Raw genomic sequence first — 26,508 nt, 5'->3', positions numbered from 1 at the left:
CGGCGTCGATGAGCGGTGTGGCAGGCTGGGCGGATGCGAGTAGCCGTCGTCGCAGGCCCGGATCCGGGCCACGCGTTCCCCGCTATCGCGCTGTGCCTGCGCTTCGCCGCCGCCGGTGACGAGCCGGTGCTGTTCACCGGGCCGCGCTGGTTCGACGCCGCCCGAGCGGCAGGCATCGGCGTGCGCAGGCTCAAAGGGCTGGCGCCGCGCGAGATCGATGACGATCGCGACGCCGGTCAGCGCATCCATGAACGCGCCGCCCACATTTCGACCGAGATCCTGCCCGAACTCAGCGCGATGCTGCCGGAACTGGTGGTCTCCGATGTGCTGACCGCGGGCGGCGGGATGGCGGCCGAACGGCTCGGCGTGCCGTGGGTGGAGCTCTCACCGCATCCGCTGTACCTGCCGTCGAAGGCCTTGCCGCCCATCGGTAGTGGGCTCGCTCCCGGTACCGGGCTGCGTGGCCGGATCCGTGACGGGTTCTTGCGGTCGATGACCGCCCGCGCCATCGAACAAGGACGCCGCCAGCGTGCCCGCGCACGGGAAAGCGTCGGGCTGCCGGGCGAGGACCCCGGCCCGATCGCCCGGTTGATCGCGACCCTGCCCGCCCTCGAGGTGCCGCGACCGGACTGGCCGGAGACCGCGCATCTGATCGGGCCGCTGCTGTGGGAGCCGACCGACTCCGTGCTGGAACCGCCGCCAGGTGACGGCCCGCTGGTCATGGTGGCGCCGTCGACCGCGCACACCGGTGTGGCCGGGATGGTGGAGACGGTGCTGGCCGGGCTGGACGGCACCGGCGTCCGAGTGGCGGTGTCGATGCTGGACGAGCCGCCCGCCGATCTGCCGCCGTGGGCCACCGCAGGACTGGGCCGCCAGGATGTTCTGCTGCGCCGAGCCTCGGTCGTCGTCGGTGGTGGCGGGCACGGTCTGCTCGCGAAATCGCTCACCGCCGGCGTGCCGGTGGTGACGGTGCCCGGCGGCGGTGATCAATGGGAGCTGGCCAACCGGGCGGCGCGCCAAGGAAGTTCGCTGCTGGTGCGTCCACTGACCGCCGCCGCCGTGCGCGAGGCGGTGCTGCGGATCCTCGACGGACCCGGCTTCGCCGCAGCCGCCGCCGAGGCCGCCGCGGGCCTGTCGGTGGTGACCGACCCGGTGCAGGTCTGCCACACGGTGCTCGCCACCGCCCGCTGACGCCGCCACTCGACGCGGGTATCTTCGGCACGGTGCGATTGACCGAATTCCAGGAGCTGTTGCACACCGAGTTCGGTGTGTCCCGCGGTGACACCCTCCTCACCGACCACGTCATCCCCTCCCTCGGCGGCCGCACCGGCGCCGCCGCCATCGAAGCCGGCGTCGACCCCCGCGACGTGTGGCGCGCGCTCTGCGCCGAATTCGACGTCCCCCGCTCCCGCTGGTGAGTGCGGCACCGGCCGGCTGGGAGGCGCCGCTGCCGCCGGCCATCGCTGCGCTCCTCGGCGATTCGCCCGACTGGTCGGATGCGCACGAGGGGATGAGCGGCGGTGTCGTCTTCGCCGCCGGGTATTGGGTGAAACGGGGCCAAGAGGCCGTCGCCGAGTACGAACGGCTGCGCTGGCTCGCCGGGCGGGGGATACCTGTGCCCGAGGTGGCGGCGTTCGACGAGGATGTGCTCGTGCTGGCCGACGTCGGGGTGCCGAGTCTGGCGCGGCGGGGTGGCCGAGTCGGTGGTGCTGTGATGGGGGAGGCGCTGCGCGTCTTGCATCAGGTGCCCGTCGCCGATTGCCCGTTCGACGGACGGCTCGAGGTGATGGTGCCGAAAGCTCGCCGGCGGGTATCGGAGGGGCTGGTCGATGCCGAAGACTTCGACGACGACCACCCGTTGACGCCCGAACAGGTGCTGCGGCGGTTGATCGACGAGCAGCCGGAGGACGAGGATCTGGTTGTCGCGCATGGTGATTTCACGCCGGCGAATGTGCTCGAGGGCGGCATCCTGATCGACGTCGGTGCGCTCGGGGTGGCGGACCGCCACCGGGATCTCGCACTTGCCGCGCGGGATCTGCGCGAGGACTTCGGCGATGCCGAGGTGGCCGAGTTCTTCGCCGCGTACGGGCTGGTCGAACCGGATCAGCGCACACTCGACTACTACCGGCTGCTCGACGAACTGTTCTGAGCCGGGCGGGATCCGGGACGGTCAGGACTTCTTGGCGTAGTGGCGCGCGGCCTTGGTGCGGTTGCCGCAGGTGGCCATGGAGTGCCAGCGGCGCGTGCCGTTCTTCGAGGTGTCGTAGAAGAACAGCACGCAGTCGGGATGGGCGCACTGGCGGATGCGGCCGGGGGCGGTGGCGAGCAGGCTCAGCAGGTTGTCGGCGGCCAGCCAACCCGGCAACCATGCCGGGTCGGTGATTTCGGGGGTGTCCACGGGTCCGGCGTCGGCGAGTGACCGGCGGATCCGGCCGTGGTTCAGCACGTCGTTGAGCGCGTCTCGGCGGCCGTCGCGTACGGCGTCGTAGATGGCGGCGCGGGCGGCGCGCACCGCTTCCAGCGCCGCGGCATCGGCGTCGCAACGCCCGGCCAAGCCGTTGGCCGCCAACCAGATCTCCAGCCCGGCGATATCGGTGAGCAGGTCCTGCGGTCCGTCGCCGCTCATCCACCGGGTGTTCAACAGATCCAGGGCCAGCGGTTCACCGAGGTGAGGGCGTGGATCGAGCATGCCTGAGGGTAACGGCTCAGTGCGGACGGACGTATCAACCACCTCCTACTAACTGTCTAACCCAAGATAGACGGTTGACAAGCTGTGGTCTTCTCCTTAGGTTCTAACCAGTCAAACAAATTATGACGGTTTGACCATTTCCCGAGGAGGATCCATGACCACGCCCCAGCTCGCCACCGGCCACATCGGGCTCAACGTCACCGACCTGACCCGATCGGTCGACTTCTACCGCCGCGCGCTCGGCTTCCAACAGCTGGCGGCCAGTACCGACGAGCACCGGAAATGGGCCTTCCTCGGCGCCGACGGCGCCCTGGTACTCACCCTGTGGCAGCAGAGCGACGGCGCATTCGCCGCCTCGAGTCCGGGGTTGCACCACCTGTCGTTCCAGGTCGACACCCTCGAGCAGGTGCGGGCGGTCGAGGCCACCCTGCGCGAGCTGTCGGTGGAATTCGCCTATGACGGCGTAGTGGCCCACGGCGAGGGGGCATCCTCCGGCGGCATCTTCTTCGCCGACCCGGACGGCATCCGCCTCGAGGTCTACGCACCCGGCGGCGCCGAGTCCGCGCCCGCTCCCAGTGGCGCCGCACCCACCTGCGGATTCTTCTGATCCATCGCCATCGACGGTTCGGGCAGTGAGGTAGGGAAACACGTGACTACGCCGTTCCATGCGGGAGAGCGCATGGTGCAGCAGCGGATGGGCCAGGCCGATATCGCCGGACGGGTCGGGCGCATGATCCGGCGCGACATCCCGGCGGTCGCCGCGGACTTCCTGGCCGAACAATCGATGGTGGTGCTCGGCGCCGCCGATGGCGAGGGCCGGATGTGGGCGAGCCAGCTGATCGGGCCGCCGGGATTCCTGCGGGCGACCGGAGCGGACACGGTCCTGGTGGATGCCATGCCCGCGCCCGGCGACCCGCTGCACGAGCCGACCACGCAGGCGCTCGGCGTCGGTCTGATCGCCCTGCAACCGCAGCGCCGCAGGCGCATGCGCGTCAACGGCACCGCCACACCCGAGGGCGACGGCCTGCGCATCGTCACCGACCAGGTGTATTCGAACTGCCCGAAATACATCTCGCGCAGAGATATTCGCTCATTCGACCCGCGAGCGCGCACCGCGCCGCGCCGCAGCGCCGCACTGGACGATCGGCAACGCGCCGCCGTCACCGCTGCCGATACGTTCTTCCTCGCCACCGCGGATACCGACGGCCATGCCGATGCCTCCCATCGCGGCGGCAATCCCGGATTTCTGGAAGTGCTCGCACCCGACCGGCTGCGCTGGCCGGACTATCGCGGCAACTCGATGTTCATGACCCTGGGCAATATCGCGGTGAACCCCCGCTGCGGCATCCTCGTCCCGGACTGGACCACCGGCGGCAGCCTGCAGCTCACCGGTACCGCGGAACTGATCTGGCCGGAGGCCGAGTTTGCCGCCGGCGCCCAGTGCTCGATCGAATTCACCGTCACCGAGGTCGTCGACACCTCGGCGGCCGGCCCGCTGCGCTGGGGTCCGGCCGAACTCTCACCCGTCAATCCCTGATCCGGCTCCATGAAAGGAATGGTCGATGCGACCCCCACTGCCCCCGTTCGATCGCAGCGCCGCCGAGGCCAAGGTGCGCGCCGCCGAGGACGCCTGGAATTCTCGCGACCCCGAACGGGTCGCGGCCGCCTACACGCCGGACTCGGTCTGGCGTAACCGGGACGAACACTTCGCCGGGCGCGCGGCCATCGTCGAGTTCCTGAACCGCAAGTGGGCCGAGGAGAACGGGTACGCGCTGCGCAAGGAACTCTGGGCGTTCGACGGCAATCGGATCGCCGTGCGCTTCCAGTACGAATGGCACGACGAGCAGCGCCGGTGGTGGCGCAGTTACGGCAACGAGCAGTGGGAATTCGCGCCGGACGGGCTGATGATGCGCCGGGAGGCGAGCATCAACGACGTTGCGATCGGCGAATCCGAGCGGCGCATCTTCGGGCCGCGCCCGGCGGAGGATCGGACGCCGCTGCCGCAGTGGTAGCCGCCGTCGGGCGCGTCGCTTGACTCGAACACCTGTTCGGCTAATCTTGTCGCCAGAACTTGTCGGTGCCGCCCTCTAATGTGGGCGCCAACCACAGAACGAGACTCACCCGTCGAAAAGGGGATCAGGACATGGCACCACAGGCGTACGACCGCGACAAGGCGCTCGAGCTCGCCCTGGCTCAGGTGGAGAAGAGCTTCGGCAAGGGCGCGGTGATGCGGCTCGGCGAGGAGGCCCGCCAGCCCGTGTCGGTGATCCCGACCGGATCGATCGCGCTGGATGTGGCCCTGGGTATCGGCGGTCTGCCGCGCGGGCGCGTGGTGGAGATCTACGGTCCGGAATCCTCGGGTAAGACCACGGTCGCCCTGCACGCGGTGGCCAACGCTCAGGCCGCCGGGGGCGTCGCGGCGTTCATCGACGCCGAGCACGCGCTCGACCCGGACTACGCCCGCAAGCTCGGAGTCGATACCGACGCGCTGCTGGTCTCCCAGCCCGACACCGGTGAGCAGGCGCTGGAGATCGCCGACATGCTGGTGCGCTCCGGCGCCATCGACATCATCGTCATCGACTCCGTGGCCGCCCTGGTGCCGCGCGCCGAGATCGAGGGCGAAATGGGTGATAGCCACGTCGGCCTGCAGGCCCGCCTGATGAGCCAGGCGCTGCGCAAGATGACCAGCGCGCTCAACAATTCCGGCACCACCGCCATCTTCATCAACCAGCTGCGCGAGAAGATCGGCGTCATGTTCGGCTCGCCGGAAACCACCACCGGCGGTAAGGCGCTGAAGTTCTACGCATCGGTGCGCCTGGACGTGCGGCGCATCGAGACCCTCAAGGACGGCAGCGACGCGGTCGGCAACCGCACCCGGGTCAAGGTCGTCAAGAACAAGGTGTCGCCGCCGTTCAAGCAGGCCGAGTTCGACATCCTCTACGGTCACGGCATCTCCAAAGAGGGCTCGCTCATCGACATGGGTGTCGAGCAGGGCTTCATTCGTAAGTCCGGCTCCTGGTACACCTACGAAGGCGATCAGCTGGGCCAGGGCAAGGAGAACGCCCGCAAGTTCCTGCTGGACAACACCGACGTCCGCGACGAGATCGAGAAGAAGATCAAGGAGAAGCTGGGCATCGGCGCCGACGTGACGGCGAGCGAAGAGGTCCCCGCCGATTTCTGATCCGAGGCCGGCCCGGCGCCCCGCATCCGGTGAGGTTGCGAACGGCGTGCCCGCTGATCCCGTCGCAGCTGTGCGGCAACAGTTGGCACGCCTCGGCGTCGAGGTCCCCGAATCCACCGGCTCACGGCCCGAAGGCCGGCAGCCGGCACCGGTTCGCCCGGCCGATGGTGGTTCGGCCGAGGCGAACGCACGGGGAACTCGGTCGGACGCGTCCGATCCGCAGCGGACACGTTCGACCGAGTTCCCCGGCACTCGTAGTCGCCGTGCGCGCACCAGCGGTGAGCGGGACCGCTACGGCGCACGGGACGACGGCGCGCCTGCCGCGACTCGACGTCGCCGCAGGCGCAGCGCCGAGGACACCGGGCCCGCGCCCGATGCCGACCACCGGCCGGCGCATCAGGACCGGGGTCCGGGAGGCGAGCCCAGCGGCGCCGTCACCCTGGAACGGCACACACGTAGTTACCGCTCCGCATCGGACGACGACTCCGGCACCCCCGGCGACGGCTCTCAGTCGGCAGCTCCGCCGCGCACAAGAGCCGCACGAGGCGAGGCGCTCGCGACCGGCTCCGAATCCGGGGGCACAGTCGAGCAGGCGAAGGACGCGTGTCTGCGGTTGCTCGCCGTCCGCGCCCGCAGCCGCGCCGAACTCGCACAGCGACTGGCCGCCAAGGGATACCCGGCCGAGGTGAGCGAACAGGCGCTCGATCGCCTCGCCGAGGTCGGGCTCATCGACGATGCCGCGTTCGCTCAGCAGTGGGTCCAGTCGCGGCACACCTACTCCGGCAAGGGCCGCCAAGCCCTCGCCCAGGAACTGCGCCGCAAAGGCGTCTCCCAAGACGACGCCGCCGACGCCCTCGCCGCCGTCACCGCCGACGACGAACACGACCGCGCCACCGAACTCGTCCGCCGCAAACTCCGCACCATGCCCGCAAACCTCGACCGCGACAAGGCAATCCGCCGTCTCGTCGGCATGCTCGCCCGCCGCGGCTACAACTCGTCCACCGCCTACGCCGTCGTCAAGGCAGAACTCGATACGGCCGATTCCGGCCTCGAATCCGACGAGTTGCCGCGCGAGTAGCTCGCGCAGGCGCCGAGCCGTGGCGATCTCGGCCACCTGACCGGCCGGGCGACCCCCGAAACGCGAACGGCGCGCAGATCGCGAAATGTGCGATCTGCGCGCCGGAAGGCGCTACGACTACGGAGCCTTGGTGATATCCACCCCCGGCGCCCCATCGGTGACGATGGAATCGGCGGCCACCACCGCGCCGCCACCCTTGCGGCGGCCCGCGCGCAGACGCCGCTCCAGCCAGGTCGCGACCTGCGACAGCGTCATGTTCAGCACGATCATGATGATCGCGACCACGATCAACGCCGGAATCGTATTGGAATCGGCGGCACCCAGCTGCAAGCCGTTGCGGACCACCTCTTCGTAGGTGATGACATAACCCAGCGCCGAGTCCTTCAACGCCACAACCATCTGCGAGATCAGTGCGGGCAGCATGGCGGTGATGGCCTGCGGCAACAGGATCAACCGCATCAACTGGCCCTTGCGCATACCCAATGCGGCCGCGGCCTCGGTCTGGCCCTTGGGCAGTGACCGGATACCGGCGCGCACGATCTCGGCGATGACCGATCCGTTGTAGATGGTCAGTGCCGTGACCACCGCGCCGAGCGCCAGATACTCGGACTCGAAAACGTTGTACTCGGAGTAGAGCGCGAACAGGAAGATCATCAGGATCAGCACCGGAACGGCGCGCGCGATTTCGACGACCGCGCCCGCCACCCACCGCACCGGGCGGTGATCGGAGAGCCGGGCGATGCCGAAGATCATGCCGAGCACCATCGCGAAGATGATCGACAGCACCGCGGCCACGATGGTGCCACGCAGACCCGGCAGCAGATAGGTCGTCCAGACATCCGCTTCCAGGAACGGCTTCCACTTCTCGGCGTCGAACTGCCCCTGACTGTCGAAGCCGCGGTAGACGAACCACGCCGCGAGCAGCACCACGGCCAGCACGATCACCGAGTAGATGATGTTGCGCACCCGCGCGGCGGGGCCTGGTGCGTCGAAGAGAACCGACGGTTCCCGCCTCATCGGGCCACCTCGAATCGTTTGGCGATATAACCGAACAGCAGACCCGTCGGCAATGTCAGGACCACGAAGCCGAGGGCGAAGATCGCACCGATCGACAGCAGCGCCGCCTCGGTGTCGAGCATCTTGGCCATCAGGAACGACGCCTCGGCCACACCGATGGCGGAGGCGACGGTCGAGTTCTTGGTCAAGGCGATCAGCACACTGCCCAGCGGGGCGATCACCGAACGGAACGCCTGCGGCAACACGATCAGCCGCAGGTTCTGCAAGAAGCCGAGGCCAAGCGATCGCCCGGCCTCGGACTGGCCCAGCGGCACGGTGTTGATACCCGCGCGCAGCGACTCGCAGACGAACGCCGCGGTGTAGACGCTCAGGCCGACGACCGCCCACCGGAAGTTGTTCTCGGCCAGCGAGTTCGGGCCGTCGGCGGCCAGTTTGACGCGCAGCGTCGAATACAGGCCGAGCGAGCAGAACACCAGGATCAGCGTCAGCGGGGTGTTGCGGAAGACGGTGACGTAGACGGTGCCGACCCAGCGCGCCACCGGGACCGGCGAGACCCGCATGGCAGCCACGATGGTGCCGAGCACCAGCGCGCCGATCGCGGACAGCACGGTCAGCTTGATGGTGACCCAGAACGCGTCGAGCAGTTGGGAATCGTACTCAGAGATCAAATCGAACACGGTGGGTGCGCGCCTCCGATCATGAGGTGAGGGCAGGGTCGGCGACCGGATGACCGCGCGGTGGGCGCATCATCGGCGCCCACCGCGGTCGATCATCGGATCAGTACCGGTCCACCTGCGGAGCCGGCGGAGTCGGGTAGTTCGCGGCGCGCCCGACCGAATCCTGGAAGGCCTTGTCCCAGGCGCCTTCGGTGATCATCGCCTCGATGGCGTCGTTGATCTTGTCGCGGCTCTCCTGATCGCCCTTCTTCAGCCCGATGCCGTAGTTCTCGGTGGTGAACGGCTTGCCGACCAGCTTGTAGCGGCCGGGGGTCTGCGCGGCGTAACCGGCGAGGATGATGTCGTCGGTGGTCATCGCGTCGACCGCGCCGCTGTTGAGACCCTCGAGGCACAGCGAGTACGTGTCGTAGGTCTGCAGCTGGGTGTCGGGGAAGTTCTTCTCGATGTTCTGCGCCGGGGTGGAACCCTTGACCGAGCAGACCGTCTTGCCCGCGATGGTCTCCGGGCCGGTGATGTCGGTGTTGTCGGCATTCACCAGCAGGCTCTGACCCGCGACGTAGTACGGGCCGGCGAAATCGACCTTCTCCTTGCGCTGGTCGGTGATGGAGTAGGTGGCGACGATGAAGTCCACCTGGCCGTTCTCGATCAGCGTCTCGCGCTGCGCCGACGGAGCTTCCTTGAAGGTGATGCCGTCGGGCTGGACGCCGAGCTTGGCCGCGACGAAGCGGGCCACCTCGACATCGAAGCCGCTGTAGGTGCCATCGGTGTTGCGCTGACCCAGACCCGGCTGGTCGAACTTGATGCCGATGGTCAGCTTGCCTTCCTTGGCGTGGTCGAGAGCGGTCTTGTCGTCTCCGCTACCGCAACCCGCGGTGGTGGCGGCGGCCAGGGCCAGGGCGATGGCCCCGACTCCGAGACGGAGCGCACGGTTGATCCTCATCGATTTCCTTCTTCCCTCATTCTGGTTTTCGATGGCCGTGGTCGGTGGGCGGTGCAGCGCTCAGTGGCTGAGAATCTTGCCGAGGAAGTCCTTGGCCCGGTCGGACTTCGGTGTGGTGAAGAACGTTTCCGGCGTGGCGTCTTCGACCACTTGACCGTCGGCCATGAACAGCACCCGGTTGGCCGCTTTGCGGGCGAAGCCCATTTCGTGGGTGACCACCAGCATGGTCATGCCCTCTTTGGCCAGCGACACCATGACGTCGAGGACCTCGTTGACCATCTCGGGGTCGAGCGCGGAGGTCGGCTCGTCGAACAGCATCACCTTGGGGTTCATCGCCAGGGCGCGCGCGATGGCCACGCGCTGCTGCTGGCCGCCGGAGAGCTGGGCCGGGTACTTGTCGGCCTGGTTGGCGATGCCGACGCGTTCGAGCAGGCCCATCGCTCTGGTGCGGGCCTCATCCTTCTTCAGCTTGCGCACCTTGATCGGCGCGAGCATGACGTTCTCCAGGATCGTCTTGTGCGCGAACAGGTTGAACGACTGGAAGACCATGCCGACGTCGGCGCGCAGCGCGGCCAGCCCGCGACCCTCGGCGGGCAGCGGGATCCCGTCGACGCTGATGTCGCCGGTGTCGATCGGCTCGAGCCGATTGATGGTGCGGCACAGCGTCGACTTGCCGGACCCCGAAGGGCCGAGCACGATCACGACCTGCCCTTTGGGCACCTCGAGGTTGATATCACGCAACACGTGCAGAGCACCGAAGTGCTTGTTGACGTTGCGCATCGAGATCATCGGTGGCGCGGTGGCGTCCCCGCTGTCGGCGGCCCCGGTCGTTCCGGGCGCGTCGGTGGCGTCGGTCATGGTCCATGACCTTAAGCGGAAATCCGGGATTTGCCCGGCTTTCCGTGACACACCGAGTCGCCACGCCGAATCGACATGTCGCCGTAACCTGGCGGTCAGCCGGTGTGGTAGCCGCGCGAACCGCGGGGTGCTGGACTCGGCGAGGTCCGGCGCGAGTCCGGTGACCTGCGCCCGCGGTGGCCGGGCGGGGCCGATGCGCCGCGAGCCCGCTACGAGCCAGCCCGTACCCTGGACGGGTGGATTCGATCGGACAGGCAGTAGCGCATCCCGCCCTGGTCCCGGCGCAGACGGACGCACGCAGTTACGAGGTCCGCACCTTCGGTTGCCAGATGAACGTGCACGATTCCGAGCGCTTGTCCGGCCTGCTCGAGGATGCGGGTTATGTGAAGGCGGCCGCGGGCGAGACGGCCGACCTGGTGGTGTTCAACACCTGCGCGGTGCGGGAGAACGCCGACAACAAGCTCTACGGCACCCTCGGCCATCTCGCGCCGATCAAGGCCGGGCGCCCCGGCATGCAGATCGCCGTCGGCGGCTGCCTGGCGCAGAAGGACCGCGACACCGTGGTGCGCAAAGCGCCGTGGGTGGATGTGGTGTTCGGCACACACAACATCGGGTCGCTGCCGGTGCTGCTGGAACGCGCCCGGCACAACGACGAGGCCCAGGTGGAGATCCTGGAGTCGCTCGAGGCGTTCCCGTCGACGCTGCCGGCCAAGCGGGAATCGGCCTACGCGGGCTGGGTGTCGATCTCGGTCGGCTGCAACAACACCTGCACCTTCTGCATCGTGCCCTCGCTGCGCGGCAAAGAGGTCGACCGGCGTCCCGGTGATGTGCTCGCCGAGGTGCAGGCGCTGGTCGATCAGGGTGTGCTCGAGGTGACGCTGCTCGGCCAGAACGTCAATTCCTACGGCGCCTCCTTCGCCGACCCGGAGCAGCCGCGCGATCGCGGCGCGTTCGCCAAACTGCTGCGGGCCTGCGGCGGCATCGAGGGCCTGGAGCGGGTGCGGTTCACCTCCCCGCATCCGGCCGAGTTCACCGACGACGTCATCGAGGCGATGGCGCAGACGCCGAACGTCTGCCCGCAACTGCACATGCCGCTGCAATCCGGTTCGGACCGCGTGCTCAAGGCGATGCGCCGCTCCTATCGGCAGGCCCGCTTCCTCGGCATCATCGAGAAGGTGCGGGCCGCGATGCCGCATGCCGCCATCACCACCGACATCATCGTCGGCTTCCCCGGCGAGACCGAGGAAGATTTCGAACAAACCCTCGAGGTGGTGCGGCAGGCGCGATTCACCAGCGCGTTCACCTTCCAGTACTCCAAGCGGCCGGGCACCCCGGCCGCCGATATGCCCGATCAGCTGCCCAAACAGGTCGTGCAGGAGCGCTACGACCGGCTGATCGCACTGCAGGAAGAGATCTCGCTCGAGGCCAACCGTGCGCTGATCGGCACCGAAGTGGAGTTGCTGGTCGCCGAAGGCGCGGGCAAGAAGAACGCCGCCACCGCGCGGATGAGCGGACGGGCCCGCGACGGACGGCTGGTGCATTTCCGGCCCGAATCCGCCGAGCCGATCCGGCCCGGCGACATCGTCACCGTCGACATCACCGGCGCGGCACCGCATCACCTGATCGCCGACGCACCGCTGCGCACCCACCGCCGCACCCGGGCGGGCGATGCCCACGAACGCGGCACCACCCCGAAGACCGAACCCATCGGCGTCGGGCTCGGCCTGCCCCGTATCGGCGCCCCCGCACCGGAGCCGGTCGCGGCCGCGGGGTGCGCCACCGGATGCGGGACATGAGCGAGGCCCCTCGCGATCCCGACGAGGCGGACCGCTCCGGCGATACCGGCACCGGTAGCCGCCCGCCCACCGGCGCCGGCGCCGACGCGCCAGACGCAGACTCGACGACGGACGTGTCCGCGGCCGACACGGCATCCGGCTCGGCCGACGACGGCGCCGCCCCGGCCCGCGGCGACTCCGCGGACGTGCCCGCGGTCGAGGGAACACCGGATTCTTCCCACGATGGTGGCCCGCCCCGCGATGGCGCTGCCGACCTGTCGCCGGCGGCAGGTTCTTCCGGCGAGGACGCCGGTGCCGAACCTCGCGACGACGCGGCCGGTCGGACCGCCGCACAGACCCCCGACACCACTGATGCAGCCGAAGGAAACGAGGACCACGTGAGCTCGGTCGAGCAGACTGACGAATTCGAACAGTTCCGCGACGATCTCGACGCCGTCGAGCGCCGGATCGCCGGCGAGATCGATCCGGGTGTGCGCGCCATGGTGGTGGCCGTTGCGGTGTTCGCCCTGCTGGTGTCGCTGGTGCTCTCGCATGCGGGCGCGGCGCGCGGTTTCGATGTGCTGCTCGGCTCGGATGTCGCCGCGACCGAGCACATCGGCCTGCCCTCGCGCATCTTCGTCTGGTTCGTCGTCGTGTTCGGCATCGGGTTCTCGCTGTTGGCGCTGATGACCCGGCGCTGGGTGCTGGCCTGGATCGCGGTGGCCGGTTCGGCCATCGCCAGTGCGTTCGGCGTGTTCTCGATCTGGCATCGGCAGACCCCGGGTCTCAACAACTACATCGGCGCGGGCCCCGGCATCGGCCTGGTCATCGGCACCATCGCCGCGGTCGTGCTGACGTTCCACTGGGTTCGCGTGGTGTGGAGCCGCACGGCCTTGCAGCTGGCCGCCGAGGAACAGCGGCGTATCGCGGCCGCCGCCGAGGAAGAGCGGGACCGGCGCAGGTTGCAGGGCGACGACTCCTGAGTGCTGCGGCGTCAGCGCGCTGAGTCTTACGGCATCGGCTGCCGCGCCATCGGCACGGTTCGTCTGGTCCGGAGCAGCATCTGACGGGCCACACGACCGATCAGCCTCGCCGTCGCCGGCCAGCTCCCGAGAGGTCGAGCGCAGCCGAGCTCGGTCTGCACACACCGGTTGGTTCACAACCGAGTGCGGTAGGGCTTACACGAGAAGGCGCACCCGGCTCTCTGCTCGGGTGCGCCTTCTCCTGTCCGCGCCGATCAGCGGTTGCTGACCGCGCCTTCGGCCGCTTCGGCCCATTCGCGCCACTGCTTGGCCTGCTCGAGCGCCTTTTCCGCGTCCCGGGTCTTGCCGGCGGCGGTGGCCTTGGCTGCCTGCTCCTCGAACTGCGCGACGCGTTCGCGGAACTGCGCGGCCCGCGCCATGGCCTCGGGGTCGGTGCGCCGCCACTGCGCGTCGGCCGCCTCGCGGACCCGCTTCTCGATGGCGCGCAGCCTGCCTTCCAGCTCCTGCATGCGTTCGCGCGGCACCTTGCCGATGGCGTCCCACTTGTCCTGCAATTCGCGCAGTGCGGCCCGTGCGTTGTCGAGCCCGTGCGCGGGATCGATGTGGGCGTAGGCGGCGAGCAGCTCCTCCTTGGCGGCGGCGTTCTGCTCGAATTCCGCGTCGCGTTCGGAGGCCGCGGCGTTGCGGGCGGCGAAGAACACGTCCTGGGCGCTCTTGAACCGGCGCCACAGCGCTTCGTCGGCCTCGCGCGGCGCGCGACCCGCGGCCTTCCATTCGGCCAGCAGATCCCGGAACACCGCGGCGGTGCCCGCCCAATCGGTGGACCCGGACAGCTCCTCGGCCCGTGCGCAGAGCTCTTCCTTGCGGGTCTTGGCGGCGGCGCGTTCGCGGTCGAGTTCGGCGAAGTGGGCGCCACGACGGCGGTTGAACGCCTCCCGCGCCTTGGAGTACCGCTTCCAGAGCGCGTCGTCGACCTTGCGATCAACCCCGCGGATGGATTTCCACTCCTCGAGGATCTCGCGCAGCCGATCACCCGCCGCCTTCCACTGGGTGGATTCGGCGGCGATGCGCTCGGCCTCGGCGGCGAGCGCCTCCTTGCGCTCGGTGTGCTCGTGCCTGGCGCGCTCTTTTTCTTCCTTGGCGTGCGCGGCCGCTTCCTCGGAGTGCTCGGCGATGGCCTGCAATCGGCGCGCGAGCCCGTCGATATCGCCGATCACGGCGGCCGTCGGCAACGATTCGGCGATCGCCAACGCGGCGGCCTTGGTCTTGCGGGCATCGGCGCCCGCCGCCAGCCGGGCTTCCAGCAGCGCGACCTCGGTGGCCAGATCGTCGAAGCGGCGGCCGAAGTGAGCCAGGCCCTCGGCGGCATCGCCTGCCTGCCAGGACCCGACGACGCGTTCGCCGTCGGCGGTCTTCACCCAGGCGGTGCCGTCTTCGTCGACGCGGCCCCATTCGCTGGGATCGGTCACGGTGGGGACGATGACCGGATGCGGGTGCTCGTGCGAGGCGCCGGGCGCCGGTTTGACCGCATGCGGTTTGGGGTGGGCCGAGCCGCCGGGTTTCGGCATTCCGGACGGTCGCGGGGTGGTGCCGGGGCCGGGTTTCGCGGTTCCGTTGCTGTCGGTCATTGCTCCTCGTCCCTGCCGCGCGTCACGGCTGCCTGGTTACGCCCTAGCTCATCCCATTGAACCCGGTCCGAGCCCTGGAAACCACATCGATCGAGCATGCACCGCGGTGTGGCGCCACGGACCCCGACCCGCGATGACCTGGGTTGGAGTACCTCGAACACTAGCAATTGTGGCCGGGTTTCCGGCAGAGACACTCGAACCCACGGTGGCGCACGGGGACTGGCAGGGCGCTGGGCCGCGGTGGCGGGCGACTACCGTTGACGGCGTGTTCTGTCTTGCGGCCCTTGTTCCCTCGCCGCCGATCCTGGTTCCCGAGCTCTGTGGTGGTCTCGGTGCGGGTGCGGCGGTCGACGAGGTGCGCGCGGCGGCCTCGGCCGCGGCGGCCGAGCTGGCGGCGGCGGCTTCGAGCTGGACGGTGGTCGGCGTCGGGGCGGGTGACCGGGTGGCCGGGCCGGAGCGCGCGGGCACGTTCCGTGGTTTCGGCGTCGACCTCGTGGTCGGTCTCAGCGGCAGCGCGCCGACCGGCGATCTCGATGCCGACCCGGATCTGCCGCTGCCCGTGCTCATCGCCGCCTGGTTGCGGCAGCAGGTCGCGCCGCATGCGGTCGCGCAGGCTTGGATCGTCGACGCCGACACTCCCGCGGGCGAGTGCGCGGAACTGGGCGCGAAACTGCGCGCGGAACTGGATGCCGACCCGCAGCCACAGGGCGTGCTCGTGGTCGCCGACGGCGCCACCACGCTGTCCACCGCAGCGCCCGGCTACTTCGATCCGCGCGCCGCGGACCGGCAGGCAGCGCTGGACAACGCGTTGCGCGCGGGTGACCGCGACGGCCTACTCGCCTTGGATCCGCTCGAATGCGCCGAGGTCGGTATCCGCGGCCGCGCCGCGTTCCAGGTGCTGGCCGGCGTATTCGGCGCGGACCCGGCGGCACCGATCGTCGACACGCGATACCAGGACGCCCCGTTCGGCGTCGGCTATCAGGTGAGCACGTGGCGACCGCGGACCGGAGACCGGCGGTGAGCGCACCGGCACGCACCCCGATCGCGGTGGTCGGCCCGACCGCCACCGGCAAATCCGATCTCGCGCTCGATCTGGCCGAACGCCTCGACGGCGAGATTGTCAATATCGACGCGATGCAGCTGTATCGCGGCATGGATATCGGCACGGCCAAATTGCCGCCGGAGCAGCGCCGCGGCATTCCGCACCATCAGCTCGACGTGCTGGAGGTGACCGACACCGCGACGGTGGCCGCCTATCAGGCCGCCGCGTCCGCCGATGTCGAGGCGATCATGGCCCGTGGGCGCACGCCCGTCATCGTCGGCGGTTCGATGATGTATGTGCAGGCGCTGCTGGACCAGTGGGATTTCCCCGCCACCGATCCGGAGGTCCGCGCCCGGTGGGAGGCATTGCTCGCCGACGGCGGAGTGGCGGCCGTGCACGAGGCATTGCGGGCCGCCGACCCGGCCGCCGCTGCCACCATCCTGCCCACCGACGGCAGGCGGATGGTGCGCGCGCTCGAGGTCGTCGAGCTCACCGGTAAGCCGTTCGCGGCGTCGGCACCGGTGATCGGGCGCCCGCGCTGGGGAACGATCATCATCGGCGTCGACCGCGACACCGCCGAACTCGACGAACGCATCGCCCGCCGCACCGACCTGATGTTCGACACCGGCCTGGTCGAGGAGGTGCGCGGGCTGGTCGAGCGTGGCCTGCGCAGCGGCCAGACCGCGCGCCGCGCCATCGGCTACGCCCAAGTGCTGGCCTATCTGGACGGGGAATACGACCTGGCACACGCCAGGGAGCGGACCTTCATCGGCACCCGCCGCTACGTGCGGCGGCAGCGTTCCTGGTTCCGTCGGGATGGGCGGGTGCGCTGGGTGGACGGCGCCGATCCGGATCTGGCCGCTACAGTCGCGTCGCTGCTCGCCACCGCCGAACCCGATGAACCGGGCGCGGCCACGACCCGGCCGAGCACCGGCATCGACTCCGAGGAGCGAACCCCGCAGTGACCCGACGCGTCAGTACCCGCAACGCCTCCGTGCAGGTGTGGCAGGCCTACCTGAACAATCGCACCAAACGTCATCGCGACCGCCGCTTCCTGGTGCAGGGCGTGCGCCCGATCACCCAGGCCGTCGCCAACGACTGGCCGCTGGAGACCCTGCTGTACCGGCTCGGTGGGCCGGAGCTGTCGCGCTGGGCGCGTGAGCTGCTCGCGACCAGCGAGGTGCCGCAGGTGGGCCTGGTGCCGGAACTGATGGCCGAACTGGGGGAGAAGGCCAGCGGGGTGCCCGAGGTCGTCGCGGTCGCCGAACAGCGGATCGTCGAACTGGATACGTTCGAACCGGGCGAACCCGGTGACGCGCCGGTGGTCGTGGTCTTCGACCGGCCCAATTCGCCGGGCAATCTCGGCACGCTGATCCGTTCGGCCGACGCGTTCGGAGCGGACGCGGTGATCGTCACCGGTCACGGCGCCGACCAGTACGACCCGCAGGCCGTGCGGGCCTCGACCGGTTCACTGTTCGCGATGCCGGTGCTGCGCACCGCGGGGCCCGCCCAGATCCTCGCCTTCCGGGATCGGCAGGTGAATCGCGGCATTCCCACGCGCATCGTCGGCACCGACGAAGGCGGTACGCATGCGGTGTTCGACCACGATTTCACCGAGGCCACCATCCTGGTGGTCGGCAACGAGACCAGCGGGATGAGCGCGGCCTGGGCACAGGCCTGCGACGATATCGTCGACATCCCGATGGGCGGGACCGCGAGCTCGCTGGGCGCGCCCTCGGCGGGAGCGGTCGCGCTGTACGAAATTTCCCGGCAACGCCGGACGTTTGCCAGATGACCACGACGAGAGGCGGCCGGCACGTGCCAGACACCGACAGCATCGAGTTCACCAAGGGCCACGGCACCCAGAACGATTTCGTGGTGCTGCCCGACCCGCAGGTGCGGCTCGAGCTCACCGTCGAGCGGATCGCGGCGCTGTGCGATCGGCAACGCGGACTCGGCGCGGACGGCGTGCTGCGGGTCGCGCGAGCCGGTGCGTTGCAGGCCGCGGGCGTGCTGGCCGAGCTGCCCGACGGTGTCGGCGATCAGGACTGGTTCATGGACTATCGCAATGCCGACGGCTCGATCGCCGAGATGTGCGGCAACGGCGTGCGGGTGTTCGCGCACTACCTGGCCGCATCGGGGCTGGAGACGCGCGGTGAGTTCGTCGTCGGGAGCCGCGCCGGTGCGCGCCCGGTGACGGTGCACACCGCCGGTCCGGTACACGGTGAGGTCACCGTCGCCATGGGGGAGGTCCGCGAGCTCGGCGAATCGACCGCGACCGTCGCAGGCTGGGGCTACCGCGGGATCGGCATCGACGTCGGCAACCCGCACCTGGCCTGCGTCGATCCGGAACTCACCGCCGACGCGCTGGCAAAGCTCGATCTGACCGTTGCCCCCGGTTACGACCCCGACCTGTTCCCGCACGGGGTGAACATCGAGCTGGTCACCGGCCTCGACGCGACGGGTGCGGTCGACATGCGCGTCTACGAACGCGGGGTCGGCGAGACCCGCTCCTGCGGCACCGGGACGGTGGCCGCCGCGGCCGCCGCCCTGGCCGCGGGTGGTTTCCGCATCTCCGCCGACACCGGCGAGGTGACCGTGCGGGTGCCCGGCGGCGCGGTGTCGGTCGGGCTCGAGCGTGGCCTGGCCTGGCTGCGCGGCCCATCGGTGCTGGTGGCGACCGGCCGGATCGCCGCCGAGTGGTGGCAAACCTGGTGACCGGACCGCGCCGGCGGATAACCACATGCGCTGTCCTGGGATTTCGTGGCAGCATGGATGGTGTATGAGGAATTCAGAGTCTTTCGATATGACCAACGGTAGCGATCTGTACGACGGCGCCGACGACGTGGACGGCGCCGAGTTCGACGGCACCGACGGCACCGCCGAGGCGCGACCGAGCCGCCGCGGCGGCTGGGCCCCCGAGCCCACCACCGGTGAACTCCAGCTCGAAGACCGCAGCGCACTGCGCCGCGTCGCCGGGCTGTCCACCGAGCTCACCGACATCACCGAAGTCGAATACCGGCAGCTGCGCCTGGAGCGAGTCGTACTGGTCGGGGTGTGGACCGAGGGCAGCGCCGCGCGTGCCGAGGCCAGCATGGCCGAACTCGCCGCGCTCGCCGAAACCGCCGGTTCCGAGGTGCTCGAGGCGCTGATCCAGCGTCGCGACCGGCCAGATCCGGCCACCTACATCGGTTCCGGCAAGGCCGACGAGCTGCGCTCGGTGGTACTCGCCAGCGGTGCGGACACCGTGATCTGCGACGGTGAACTCACCCCCGCCCAGCTCACCGCGCTGGAGAAGGTCGTCAAGGTCAAGGTGATCGACCGGACCGCCCTGATCCTGGACATCTTCGCCCAGCACGCCACCTCGCGCGAGGGCAAGGCGCAGGTCGCGCTGGCCCAGATGGAGTACATGCTGCCGAGGCTGCGCGGCTGGGGTGAGTCGATGTCACGGCAGGCAGGCGGCCGGGCCGGCAGCAACGGCGGTGTGGGTCTGCGTGGCCCCGGTGAGACCAAGATCGAGACCGACCGGCGCCGCATCCGCGAACGGATGGCCAAGCTGCGCCGCGAGATCCGCGAGATGAAGACCGCGCGCGACACCATGCGCTCGCGGCGCACCTCCAGCGGCATCCCGTCGGTCGCGATCGTCGGCTACACCAACGCCGGCAAGTCCAGTCTGATGAACGCGCTCACCGGATCCGGTGTGCTGGTCCAGGACGCGCTGTTCGCCACCCTCGACCCGACCACCCGACGCGCCGAACTCGACGACAGCCGCGAGGTCGTCTTCACCGACACCGTCGGCTTCGTCCGGCATCTGCCGACCCAGCTGGTCGAGGCGTTCCGCTCCACCCTGGAGGAGGTCACCGGCGCCGATCTGCTGCTGCACGTGGTGGACGGCTCGGATGCCCTGCCCTCGGAGCAGATCAAGGCGGTGCGCGAAGTGGTCACCGATGTGATCCGCGAATCGGGCACGCCCGCGCCGCCGGAATTGCTGGTGGTCAACAAGATCGACGCCATCGATCCGGTCGAGCTCACCAGGCTGCGCGCCCTGCTGCCGGGTGCGGTGTTCGTTTCCGCGCACAAGGGCACCGGCATCGACGAGTTGCGTGACCGGCTCGCCGAGGTGCTCGGCGGCCTCGATGTCGAGGTCAGCGTGTTGCTGCCCTACACCCGCGGTGACCTGCTCGCCCGCATCCACGCCGATGGCCGGATCGATAGCTCCAGCCATGAGGAAGCGGGCACCAGGGTGCACGCCCACGTGCCGCAAGCCCTGGCCGCGGCGCTGTCGGAGTACGCGCACGCGGGCACTGCCGTCGGCGACGGGGCGTAAAGACCGCCGGGTTTCCGGCACGTGAACAATGTCGCAGGTCAGCCCGTAGTGGCATATCCGATGCGACACAGTCGATTTCGTTGCGTTATCGTCATCGAATCGACATCAGGAGGGTTCATGTCGCACGACCGTTCCGGCTCGGCCGATTCCGGTGATCGGCCGGCCGGTGCTCTGCCGCGGGGGGCCGCTGCTCCGGCCGACGAGGCCGGGGCCCTGCGCGAAACCGCCGTGCTCAGCGACGGTGCGCCGCTGACGGTATCGCTGAGCGATACCGATCTGCGCATCATCGAGACCGTGCTCGCCCCGCTGCGCGCCTGGACCAGCCCGCGCTTCTACGGGCTGGAGAACATTCCGGCCGAGGGGCCGGTGCTGCTGGTGGGCAACCACAATCTGCTCGGCGGGATCGACGCGCCGCTGCTGTTGCCGGAGGTGCTGCGCCGGCGCGGCAGGCTCATCCGCGGGCTCGCGGAGAACGTCCTCATCGCGGTGCCCGGTGTCCGGCACCTGCTGCACCACTACGGTTCGGTGCGCGGCACCCGGCAGAACTGCTTGGCGCTGCTCGAGCGTGGTGAGGCCGTGATGGTCTTCCCCGGTGGCGGGCGCGAAGCGGTGCGCCGCAAGAACGAGAAGTACCACCTCAAATGGGAGGGACGCACCGGGTTCGCCCGGATGGCGATCGAGGCGGGCGCGCCCATCGTTCCGGTCGCGATGATCGGTGTGGACGACGCCTACGACATCATCGTCGACGGTGATCATCCGGTGCTGCGGCCGCTGCGCTGGGTGGTCGAGGCCCTCGGCATCAACCGCGAGCTGACCCCGCCCCTGGTGCGCGGCATCGGCCCGACGCCGCTGCCCCGGCCGGAGCGGTTCTACTTCGCCGCGGGGGCGCCGATCGATCCCGCGCCCTGGCGTGATGCCCCCGATCTGGGTGCCGCGGCGGTGGAATTGCGGGCAGTGGTGCGCAAGAGCCTGGAGGAGGAACTGCGGTTCCTGTTCGCCGAGCGCGACCGTGACGCCGGTCGCACCCTGGTGGGCCGGGTGCGCGGCGATCTGGGCGCGTTCGCCTCCGGTGCCATCGACCGGCTGCGGCGTTTTCGTTTGTCGTGAATCTCCTTTGATCATCTTCGTCCCCGATACTCGAGCAGGTGAGGCGACGAATTCGGGGAGTGAAGTGAACAGCCATTCTCATTCCGGGTACGGTGGGTGACAACGACGGACCGGTGCGGACCGGTTCGTGTGGTCACTAGGAGGTTGGTGTGGAGCGCACACTGTTCGAACCCGAGCACGACCTGTTCCGGGAGTCGTTCCGCAAGTTTCTCGACACCCATGTCGCGCCGAACCACGCGGCATGGGAAGAGCGGGGCATCGTCGACCGGTCGGTGTGGACCGAGGCAGGCAAGCAGGGCTTCCTCGGCATGGCCGTGCCCGAGCAGTACGGCGGCGGCGGGGTGAAGGACTTCCGCTACAACGCGGTGATCACCGAGGAGACGGTGCGCGGGCAGTACTCCGGTCTCGGCTTCTCGCTGCACAACGACGTCATCGCGCCGTACCTGCTGGAGCTGGCCAACGAGGAGCAGAAGCAACGCTGGCTGCCGGGCTTCTGTTCCGGCGAGATCATCACCGCCATCGCGATGACCGAGCCGGGCACCGGTTCGGACCTGCAGGGCATCAAGACCCGCGCCGTCCGCGACGGTGACGACTGGGTCCTCAACGGCGCCAAGACCTTCATCACCAACGGCATCAACGCCGATATCGTCATCGTGGTCGCCCAGACCGACCCCGACAAGGGCGCGATGGGGTTCAGCCTGCTGGTCGTCGAGCGCGATATGCCCGGCTTCGAACGCGGCCGCAACCTGGACAAGATCGGCCTGAAGGCGCAGGACACCGCCGAGCTCAGCTTCAATGACGTCCGGGTGCCCGCCGCCAACCTGCTCGGCACCGAGGGGATGGGCTTCATCCATCTCATGCAGAACCTGCCGCAGGAGCGCATGTCGATCGCCGTGATGGCGGCCGCCGCCATGGAGGGCTGCCTGGACATGACCTGCCAGTACGTGCGTGACCGCAAGGCCTTCGGCAAGCCGATCGGCGCCCTGCAGAACACCCGTTTCGTGCTGGCCGAGCTGGCCACCAAGACCACCGCGGTGCGCATCATGGTCGACCGCTTCATCGAAGACCTGAACGCCGGCACACTCTCCCCCGAGGACGCCGCCATGGCGAAGTGGTGGAGCACCGAGGAGCAGCTCGACCTCATCAACCGCTGCCTGCAACTGCACGGCGGCTACGGCTATATGAAGGAATACCCGATCGCCAAGGCGTACATGGACGCCCGCATCCAGACGATCTACGGCGGCACCACCGAGATCATGAAGGAGATCATCGGCCGGTCGCTGAAACTGGCCTGATTCCCGCGAAGGCCGCGCAGCACCGAGCGCCCCGTCCCGCCGATCACGGTGGGGCGGGGCGGTTTCCGTCGCTAGCCCGCGTGCCGGGCGGTGACCAGCCAGGTCGCGGCCGGATGCCGGACCACCCCGTCGACCAGATGGCGGCGCAGCTCGGCACGTACCTCATCCAGCAGCGCCGTCCACCCGGAGGCGCCCAGTTCGGGCTCGAGCACACGGCGAGCCTGCCGTCCGGTGGTGGTACCAAGGATGAGCGCCAGCCGCTGCGCCACCCCATCGCCGCCGTCGATGCCGTAGTCGCACAGGAAATCCACGGGGGTCGCGGCGATATCGGACCATCCAGCCGTCGTCAGGATCGAGGTCAGGCGCTCGGGATCGGCGAACGCCGTCGGGCCGGGTGCGCCGGGTTGCGGGTCGTCCGGCCGAGGGTCCATGCGATCGGTCAGCACGGTGGTGCCGAGGGTGAACATCGGGTTCTCCGCGTGCCCGCGCCAGCAGGCGAACGCCAACCCGGCCTCCGGTGCGGCCGCCCGGCCGATATTGGCGAAGGCCGCGACCGGATCGTCGAAGAACATCACGCCGAATCGGGACACGATCCGGTCGAACGGCGCGCCGGGAACCGTGGTCAGGTCCATGGTCTGCGCATCGCCGAGTACCACCGCGGCCTCCGGCACGCGCGCCCGCGCCGCCTCCACCATGCCGGGAGACACGTCGACGCCGGTGACCGCCGCGCCGGCCGCGCGACCGGCGGCCAGCAATGTGCCGGTCCCGCAACCGATATCGAGCATCGCACGACCGTCACCGAGCGCCGCCGCACCGGCGATGGCCTCGGTCACCGGCGCGTACAACGCGTCGAAGAGCTGCTCGTTCTCGGTCCATCCGGCCGCGCCCTCGGCCCAGTTCTGCCGCATCTGCTCATTCACCACATCGCCAACGGTAGAGGTTCACGACATGGTCCGGGGAAGGCTCATCCGGCGCAGGCGGGGCGACCGACGACCGGCACGGTCAGGTACGCGACGCCAGGCCGGTGCCGGTGATCAGCGGCAGGTCCAGGGTGGTGCGGATTCCGGCGGGTGCCGCGACCACCGCTGGGATCGCGTTGACCAGGCGCATCGCGGTGCCGACCAGGCTGGCGTGGTTGTGGTCGCCGTTGTCGCTGAACATGGCCAGGTCCAGGGCATAGTGCGGTTCGCCGGTGACCTCCACGCGGTAGGAGCCGCCCGCACGGGCCGGTTGCGGCCAGTCCGGGGCGAGGTCGGCCCGCAACCGGGTGACGTGTTCGAGCACCGTGACGGCCCGATCGCCGACCATGCCGCGCACCTCGAAGCGCAGCCCGGCCGCGGTGCCCTTCTCGATGGTGCCGGAATCGATCTCGAACGTTTCCGGAGCCGGGATCCGCTCATAGTCCTGGGTGACGGCATCGAGCTCGATATTCAGCCCCGCCGCCAGTTGCCGCACGACGCTGCCCCAGGCCAGCGACAGCACGCCCGGTTGCAACAGCAGCGGCGTCTCGTCCATCGGCTTACCGAAGCCCATGATGTCGAACATGACCGCGCGATTGTCGTAGGTCGAGTAGTCGACGATCTCCAGGCACCGCACCTGATCGACCCGGCGGCAGGTGCCGAGCAGCGCCATGGGCAGCAGATCGTTGGCGAACCCGGGATCGATGCCGTTGACGAACAGCGACGCATTGCCCGCCGCGGCAGCCTTTTCCACCGGCACCAGCAGTTCGTCCGGGATGACATCCCATGGGTACTGCAAGAACACCGGCGCACTGGCCACCACATTGATACCGGCGGCGAGCAAGGTCCGCAGGTCGTCGAGGGCCTCCATCAGCCGGTTGTCGGTCATGGCGGTGTACACCACGCAGTCGGGCTCCAGTGCGAGGATCCGCTGGGTGTCGGTGGTGGCCGTGATGCCGGTCGGGGCCGTCCCGACGAGTTCGCCCGCGTCCCTGCCGTCCTTGTCCGGCCCGGACACCCGCACGCCCACCAGTTCGAGTCGTGGATCGTCGAGCACGCCGGCGAGCGCGTGCCGCCCGACATTGCCGGTGCCCCAGTGCACTACGCGATAGACCATGGTCGTCACCTCACAGATCGGGAAGGGGGATGTCGAGATTCGGTGCGATGAGGCCGCCGTCGACCTCGAGCACCTTGCCGGTCAGGAAATCGCCCGCGGGGGAGGCGAGAAACAGTGCCGCCGAGGCGATGTCGACGGGATCTCCGAGGCGGCGCATCGGGGTGGCCTGTTCGAGCTTGCCGCGCATCTCGTCGTTGCCGGCCACGACGGACAGCGCCGAGGTGAGGATCGATCCGGGGGCGATCGCGTTCACCCGGATGCGCGGGCACAGATCCATGGCGGCACTGCGGGTGTAATGCGCCAGCGCGGCCTTCGCGGTGGCGTAGGCGGCGAACGCGCGGCCGGGCAGCCTGCCCATCGTCGAGGTGATGTTGATGATCGAGCCGGTGCCCGCCGTTTCCAGGATCTTCGGTACCGCGGCGTGCACCAGCGAATGCGCGGTACCGACATTGAAGGTGAACGCCTCGGCCAGTTCGGCGGCGCCGGTGTCCAGCAGCGGTTTCGGCATCGCTCCGCCGACGTTGTTCACCACGATGTCCAGGCGGCCGAACCGGGTCACCGCCGCGTCGGCGAGCGCGGCGGCGGCCTCGAGATCGGCGAGATCGGCCACCACGACATGCGCCTGCCTACCGGTCGCTGCCACCTGCGCGGCGACCTCGCGCAGATCTGCCTCGGTGCGCGCCGCGATCACCACGTCCGCGCCCGCCTCCGCGAATCCGAGCGCGATCGCGGCACCGAGGCCACGTCCCGCGCCGGTGATGATCGCTACCCGGCCATCGAGCCGGAATCGATCCAGAATCATCGCCGTATCCTTCCTGTGCCGAATATTCGACTACTATTCGGCGAATAGTCGATGCAGTGTAGGGCGCGGCGCGTCCGGCGACAAGGGGATGCGATGTCGATATCAGGGTCACCACCGACCCGCCGGGTGATCGCGGTGGTCGAGCTGCTGATCGAATCCGAGCGGGCGATGAACGCCTCGGAGATCGCGGCGGCACTGTCGTTGGCGCGCGCCACCGTCACGGCCGTCCTGGCAGAGCTCGCCGATGCGGGGTGGGTTCGCCGTGACGGTGATCTGCGGTACCGGCCCGGGCCCGCGTTGGCGCGGTTGTCACCGGGGCCGCCCGCTGACATCGGCGCGGCCCATACCGAACTGGCGGCATTGGCCGCGGCCGCCGGTTGCGGCGCCACCCTCAGCCGGATCGACAGTGACCGGCTGACGGTGGTGGCCAAGCAGTATTCGGGCGAGCGGGTGGTGCCCGGTTTGAGTGTCGGGCAATCGCTTCCACTGGCCTACCCGGCCGGAGCGGCGGTGATGCCGTGGCGCGCGGAAGCCGAACGCCGCGCATGGCTGGCGAGCGTGTCGGGTCCGGCTCGTCGCGCGGCACCGGCCCTGCTGCGGTTCGTGGCCGACAACGGCTATGCGGTGTTCCGGCCCGATGCCGACGATGCCGGACTGGTCGACGTCCTCGCCGATCTTCTCGGCGCGGTCGGTGCCGAGGTGCTGCAACCCCAGTTGCGATCGCGGGTGCTGCGGCAGCTGTCGCGGCTGACCGCGCGGCCCTACACCGCCGCCGATATCGACTCGGCGGAGGCGCTGCCGGTCAGTTACCTGTCCGCACCGGTGTTCGACGGTGCGGCGGCACCCTATGAGGTGCAGATCGGTCCGCTGTTGCCCGCCGTCGGCCCGGATGAGCGGGCGAGGTACATCGCCGCGATTCGCGCGGGCGCGCAGGCGATGTCGGCGGCGCTGGGGGAGCAGGCGAGGTAGCGCAGGGAGCAACATCGCGGGATCGGGTGCGCACTCGACGATGACACACCGCTTCCGGGCGAGA

27 protein-coding genes are annotated in these 26,508 nt (G+C 69.4%); 18 read left to right on the top strand and 9 right to left on the bottom strand.

Annotated features, from left to right (window positions below; all coding sequences use genetic code 11):
• The first annotated feature begins 33 nt into the window (after nucleotides 1–33).
• From AC4HOU_RS05060 to AC4HOU_RS05050, 3 genes are read left to right on the top strand one after another with little or no spacing between them, the layout of a single operon-like run.
• Nucleotides 34–1,191: a glycosyltransferase gene (locus AC4HOU_RS05060; protein WP_195019681.1), complete on the top strand. Its 1,158-nt coding sequence runs from the start codon at nucleotides 34–36 to the stop codon at nucleotides 1,189–1,191.
• A 32-nt stretch (nucleotides 1,192–1,223) separates the two neighbouring features.
• Nucleotides 1,224–1,418 carry a DUF3046 domain-containing protein gene (locus AC4HOU_RS05055; RefSeq protein ID WP_130917187.1) on the top strand — a complete coding sequence of 65 codons (195 nt, stop codon included), beginning with the start codon at nucleotides 1,224–1,226 and terminating at the stop codon, nucleotides 1,416–1,418.
• The gene (locus AC4HOU_RS05050; RefSeq protein WP_195019680.1) at nucleotides 1,415–2,149 is read left to right on the top strand and encodes a phosphotransferase; all 735 of its coding nucleotides are present in this window, start codon (nucleotides 1,415–1,417) and stop codon (nucleotides 2,147–2,149) included. Before AC4HOU_RS05055 ends, AC4HOU_RS05050 begins: the two co-directional genes overlap by 4 nt.
• 21 nt (nucleotides 2,150–2,170) lie before the next feature.
• On the opposite strand, the gene AC4HOU_RS05045 is transcribed toward AC4HOU_RS05050, so the two are convergent.
• A complete protein-coding gene (locus tag AC4HOU_RS05045) occupies nucleotides 2,171–2,689 on the bottom strand; it encodes a CGNR zinc finger domain-containing protein (RefSeq protein WP_163811884.1) in 519 nt (172 codons plus the stop codon).
• Nucleotides 2,690–2,843: 154 nt separating this feature from the next.
• On the opposite strand from AC4HOU_RS05045, the gene AC4HOU_RS05040 reads away from it, so the two are divergent.
• The 5 genes from AC4HOU_RS05040 to recX all read left to right on the top strand — a co-directional run bounded on the left by AC4HOU_RS05040 (nucleotide 2,844) and on the right by recX (nucleotide 6,948).
• The gene (locus tag AC4HOU_RS05040) at nucleotides 2,844–3,296 is read left to right on the top strand and encodes a VOC family protein (protein WP_195019679.1); all 453 of its coding nucleotides are present in this window, start codon (nucleotides 2,844–2,846) and stop codon (nucleotides 3,294–3,296) included.
• Between the two features lie 72 nt (nucleotides 3,297–3,368).
• Complete coding sequence (locus AC4HOU_RS05035; RefSeq protein WP_195020803.1) at nucleotides 3,369–4,226, top strand: pyridoxamine 5'-phosphate oxidase family protein; 858 nt, start codon at nucleotides 3,369–3,371, stop codon at nucleotides 4,224–4,226.
• 25 nt (nucleotides 4,227–4,251) lie between these two features.
• The gene (locus AC4HOU_RS05030; RefSeq protein ID WP_195019678.1) at nucleotides 4,252–4,701 is read left to right on the top strand and encodes a nuclear transport factor 2 family protein; all 450 of its coding nucleotides are present in this window, start codon (nucleotides 4,252–4,254) and stop codon (nucleotides 4,699–4,701) included.
• A 131-nt stretch (nucleotides 4,702–4,832) separates the two neighbouring features.
• Complete coding sequence (recA, locus tag AC4HOU_RS05025; RefSeq protein WP_036538104.1) at nucleotides 4,833–5,870, top strand: recombinase RecA; 1,038 nt, start codon at nucleotides 4,833–4,835, stop codon at nucleotides 5,868–5,870.
• Nucleotides 5,871–6,309: 439 nt separating this feature from the next.
• Nucleotides 6,310–6,948, top strand: a complete 639-nt coding sequence (recX, locus tag AC4HOU_RS05020) for a recombination regulator RecX (RefSeq protein WP_195020802.1) — start codon at nucleotides 6,310–6,312, stop codon at nucleotides 6,946–6,948.
• A gap of 117 nt (nucleotides 6,949–7,065) precedes the next feature.
• On the opposite strand, the gene AC4HOU_RS05015 is transcribed toward recX, so the two are convergent.
• From AC4HOU_RS05015 to gluA, 4 genes are all read right to left on the bottom strand, one after another.
• Nucleotides 7,066–7,965 carry an amino acid ABC transporter permease gene (locus tag AC4HOU_RS05015; RefSeq protein ID WP_163811890.1) on the bottom strand — a complete coding sequence of 300 codons (900 nt, stop codon included), beginning with the start codon at nucleotides 7,963–7,965 and terminating at the stop codon, nucleotides 7,066–7,068.
• Nucleotides 7,962–8,642 (bottom strand): amino acid ABC transporter permease, encoded by a 681-nt coding sequence (locus AC4HOU_RS05010; RefSeq protein ID WP_014351936.1) that lies wholly within the window; start codon nucleotides 8,640–8,642, stop codon nucleotides 7,962–7,964. The genes AC4HOU_RS05015 and AC4HOU_RS05010 overlap by 4 nt, the downstream gene beginning before the upstream one ends.
• 100 nt (nucleotides 8,643–8,742) lie before the next feature.
• Nucleotides 8,743–9,582 (bottom strand): glutamate ABC transporter substrate-binding protein, encoded by an 840-nt coding sequence (locus AC4HOU_RS05005; protein WP_036538100.1) that lies wholly within the window; start codon nucleotides 9,580–9,582, stop codon nucleotides 8,743–8,745.
• Between the two features lie 60 nt (nucleotides 9,583–9,642).
• The gene (gluA, locus tag AC4HOU_RS05000; RefSeq protein WP_163812038.1) at nucleotides 9,643–10,371 is read right to left on the bottom strand and encodes a glutamate ABC transporter ATP-binding protein GluA; all 729 of its coding nucleotides are present in this window, start codon (nucleotides 10,369–10,371) and stop codon (nucleotides 9,643–9,645) included.
• Between the two features lie 305 nt (nucleotides 10,372–10,676).
• Here gluA and miaB point away from each other — a divergent pair, with 305 nt between their 5' ends.
• Together miaB and AC4HOU_RS04990 are read left to right on the top strand one after the other, a co-directional pair.
• The gene (miaB, locus tag AC4HOU_RS04995; RefSeq protein WP_175585822.1) at nucleotides 10,677–12,236 is read left to right on the top strand and encodes a tRNA (N6-isopentenyl adenosine(37)-C2)-methylthiotransferase MiaB; all 1,560 of its coding nucleotides are present in this window, start codon (nucleotides 10,677–10,679) and stop codon (nucleotides 12,234–12,236) included.
• A 377-nt stretch (nucleotides 12,237–12,613) separates the two neighbouring features.
• Nucleotides 12,614–13,198, top strand: a complete 585-nt coding sequence (locus AC4HOU_RS04990; protein WP_163812042.1) for an Rv2732c family membrane protein — start codon at nucleotides 12,614–12,616, stop codon at nucleotides 13,196–13,198.
• A 254-nt stretch (nucleotides 13,199–13,452) separates the two neighbouring features.
• Here the strand turns inward: AC4HOU_RS04990 and AC4HOU_RS04985 are convergent, their stop codons facing one another.
• Nucleotides 13,453–14,826, bottom strand: coding sequence for a DUF349 domain-containing protein (locus AC4HOU_RS04985; RefSeq protein WP_163811892.1), 1,374 nt, complete (start codon nucleotides 14,824–14,826; stop codon nucleotides 13,453–13,455).
• 265 nt (nucleotides 14,827–15,091) lie between these two features.
• On the opposite strand from AC4HOU_RS04985, the gene AC4HOU_RS04980 reads away from it, so the two are divergent.
• The 7 genes from AC4HOU_RS04980 to AC4HOU_RS04950 all read left to right on the top strand — a co-directional run bounded on the left by AC4HOU_RS04980 (nucleotide 15,092) and on the right by AC4HOU_RS04950 (nucleotide 22,597).
• Nucleotides 15,092–15,847 carry a class III extradiol ring-cleavage dioxygenase family protein gene (locus AC4HOU_RS04980; protein WP_163811894.1) on the top strand — a complete coding sequence of 252 codons (756 nt, stop codon included), beginning with the start codon at nucleotides 15,092–15,094 and terminating at the stop codon, nucleotides 15,845–15,847.
• Entirely contained in the window at nucleotides 15,844–16,833 is a 990-nt protein-coding gene (miaA, locus tag AC4HOU_RS04975) for a tRNA (adenosine(37)-N6)-dimethylallyltransferase MiaA (RefSeq protein ID WP_175585823.1), read from the top strand. Before AC4HOU_RS04980 ends, miaA begins: the two co-directional genes overlap by 4 nt.
• Complete coding sequence (locus tag AC4HOU_RS04970) at nucleotides 16,830–17,663, top strand: TrmH family RNA methyltransferase (RefSeq protein ID WP_194992127.1); 834 nt, start codon at nucleotides 16,830–16,832, stop codon at nucleotides 17,661–17,663. The genes miaA and AC4HOU_RS04970 overlap by 4 nt, the downstream gene beginning before the upstream one ends.
• A 41-nt stretch (nucleotides 17,664–17,704) precedes the next feature.
• The gene (gene dapF, locus AC4HOU_RS04965; protein ID WP_163812044.1) at nucleotides 17,705–18,586 is read left to right on the top strand and encodes a diaminopimelate epimerase; all 882 of its coding nucleotides are present in this window, start codon (nucleotides 17,705–17,707) and stop codon (nucleotides 18,584–18,586) included.
• An 88-nt stretch (nucleotides 18,587–18,674) separates the two neighbouring features.
• Nucleotides 18,675–20,195 (top strand): GTPase HflX, encoded by a 1,521-nt coding sequence (hflX, locus tag AC4HOU_RS04960; RefSeq protein WP_195019677.1) that lies wholly within the window; start codon nucleotides 18,675–18,677, stop codon nucleotides 20,193–20,195.
• Nucleotides 20,196–20,312: 117 nt separating this feature from the next.
• Nucleotides 20,313–21,302, top strand: a complete 990-nt coding sequence (locus AC4HOU_RS04955; RefSeq protein ID WP_228815110.1) for a lysophospholipid acyltransferase family protein — start codon at nucleotides 20,313–20,315, stop codon at nucleotides 21,300–21,302.
• 149 nt (nucleotides 21,303–21,451) lie between these two features.
• A complete protein-coding gene (locus tag AC4HOU_RS04950; RefSeq protein ID WP_194992082.1) occupies nucleotides 21,452–22,597 on the top strand; it encodes an acyl-CoA dehydrogenase family protein in 1,146 nt (381 codons plus the stop codon).
• 71 nt (nucleotides 22,598–22,668) lie between these two features.
• Here AC4HOU_RS04950 and AC4HOU_RS04945 read toward each other — a convergent pair whose 3' ends face one another.
• The 3 genes from AC4HOU_RS04945 to AC4HOU_RS04935 form a co-directional block, all read right to left on the bottom strand.
• Nucleotides 22,669–23,520, bottom strand: coding sequence for a class I SAM-dependent methyltransferase (locus AC4HOU_RS04945; protein WP_324197322.1), 852 nt, complete (start codon nucleotides 23,518–23,520; stop codon nucleotides 22,669–22,671).
• Between the two features lie 79 nt (nucleotides 23,521–23,599).
• Nucleotides 23,600–24,673 carry an NAD(P)H-dependent amine dehydrogenase family protein gene (locus AC4HOU_RS04940; RefSeq protein WP_195019676.1) on the bottom strand — a complete coding sequence of 358 codons (1,074 nt, stop codon included), beginning with the start codon at nucleotides 24,671–24,673 and terminating at the stop codon, nucleotides 23,600–23,602.
• A gap of 10 nt (nucleotides 24,674–24,683) precedes the next feature.
• Nucleotides 24,684–25,475 carry an SDR family oxidoreductase gene (locus AC4HOU_RS04935; protein WP_195019675.1) on the bottom strand — a complete coding sequence of 264 codons (792 nt, stop codon included), beginning with the start codon at nucleotides 25,473–25,475 and terminating at the stop codon, nucleotides 24,684–24,686.
• Between the two features lie 93 nt (nucleotides 25,476–25,568).
• Between AC4HOU_RS04935 and AC4HOU_RS04930 the strand changes: the two genes are divergently transcribed.
• On the top strand, nucleotides 25,569–26,444 hold the full coding sequence (locus tag AC4HOU_RS04930; RefSeq protein ID WP_195019674.1) for a helix-turn-helix domain-containing protein: 876 nt from the start codon (nucleotides 25,569–25,571) through the stop codon (nucleotides 26,442–26,444).
• Nucleotides 26,445–26,508: the final 64 nt, after the last annotated feature.

Source organism: Nocardia sp. JCM 38205, assembly GCF_058222935.1.
This window is presented reverse-complemented; position numbering and strand designations above follow the sequence as displayed.

Bases quoted from the DNA above. Each gene is read 5' to 3' on its own strand.
- AC4HOU_RS05005 (WP_036538100.1), bottom strand. From the start codon at position 9,582: ATGAGGATCAACCGTGCGCTCCGTCTCGGAGTCGGGGCCATCGCCCTG.
- AC4HOU_RS04985 (WP_163811892.1), bottom strand. From the start codon at position 14,826: ATGACCGACAGCAACGGAACCGCGAAACCCGGCCCCGGCACCACCCCG.
- hflX (WP_195019677.1), top strand. From the start codon at position 18,675: ATGACCAACGGTAGCGATCTGTACGACGGCGCCGACGACGTGGACGGC.
- AC4HOU_RS05035 (WP_195020803.1), top strand. From the start codon at position 3,369: ATGGTGCAGCAGCGGATGGGCCAGGCCGATATCGCCGGACGGGTCGGG.
- AC4HOU_RS04930 (WP_195019674.1), top strand. From the start codon at position 25,569: ATGTCGATATCAGGGTCACCACCGACCCGCCGGGTGATCGCGGTGGTC.
- AC4HOU_RS04935 (WP_195019675.1), bottom strand. From the start codon at position 25,475: ATGATTCTGGATCGATTCCGGCTCGATGGCCGGGTAGCGATCATCACC.
- AC4HOU_RS04955 (WP_228815110.1), top strand. From the start codon at position 20,313: ATGTCGCACGACCGTTCCGGCTCGGCCGATTCCGGTGATCGGCCGGCC.
- AC4HOU_RS04940 (WP_195019676.1), bottom strand. From the start codon at position 24,673: ATGGTCTATCGCGTAGTGCACTGGGGCACCGGCAATGTCGGGCGGCAC.
- AC4HOU_RS05015 (WP_163811890.1), bottom strand. From the start codon at position 7,965: ATGAGGCGGGAACCGTCGGTTCTCTTCGACGCACCAGGCCCCGCCGCG.
- AC4HOU_RS05060 (WP_195019681.1), top strand. From the start codon at position 34: ATGCGAGTAGCCGTCGTCGCAGGCCCGGATCCGGGCCACGCGTTCCCC.
- AC4HOU_RS05045 (WP_163811884.1), bottom strand. From the start codon at position 2,689: ATGCTCGATCCACGCCCTCACCTCGGTGAACCGCTGGCCCTGGATCTG.
- recA (WP_036538104.1), top strand. From the start codon at position 4,833: ATGGCACCACAGGCGTACGACCGCGACAAGGCGCTCGAGCTCGCCCTG.
- AC4HOU_RS05040 (WP_195019679.1), top strand. From the start codon at position 2,844: ATGACCACGCCCCAGCTCGCCACCGGCCACATCGGGCTCAACGTCACC.
- AC4HOU_RS05030 (WP_195019678.1), top strand. From the start codon at position 4,252: ATGCGACCCCCACTGCCCCCGTTCGATCGCAGCGCCGCCGAGGCCAAG.
- gluA (WP_163812038.1), bottom strand. From the start codon at position 10,371: ATGATCTCGATGCGCAACGTCAACAAGCACTTCGGTGCTCTGCACGTG.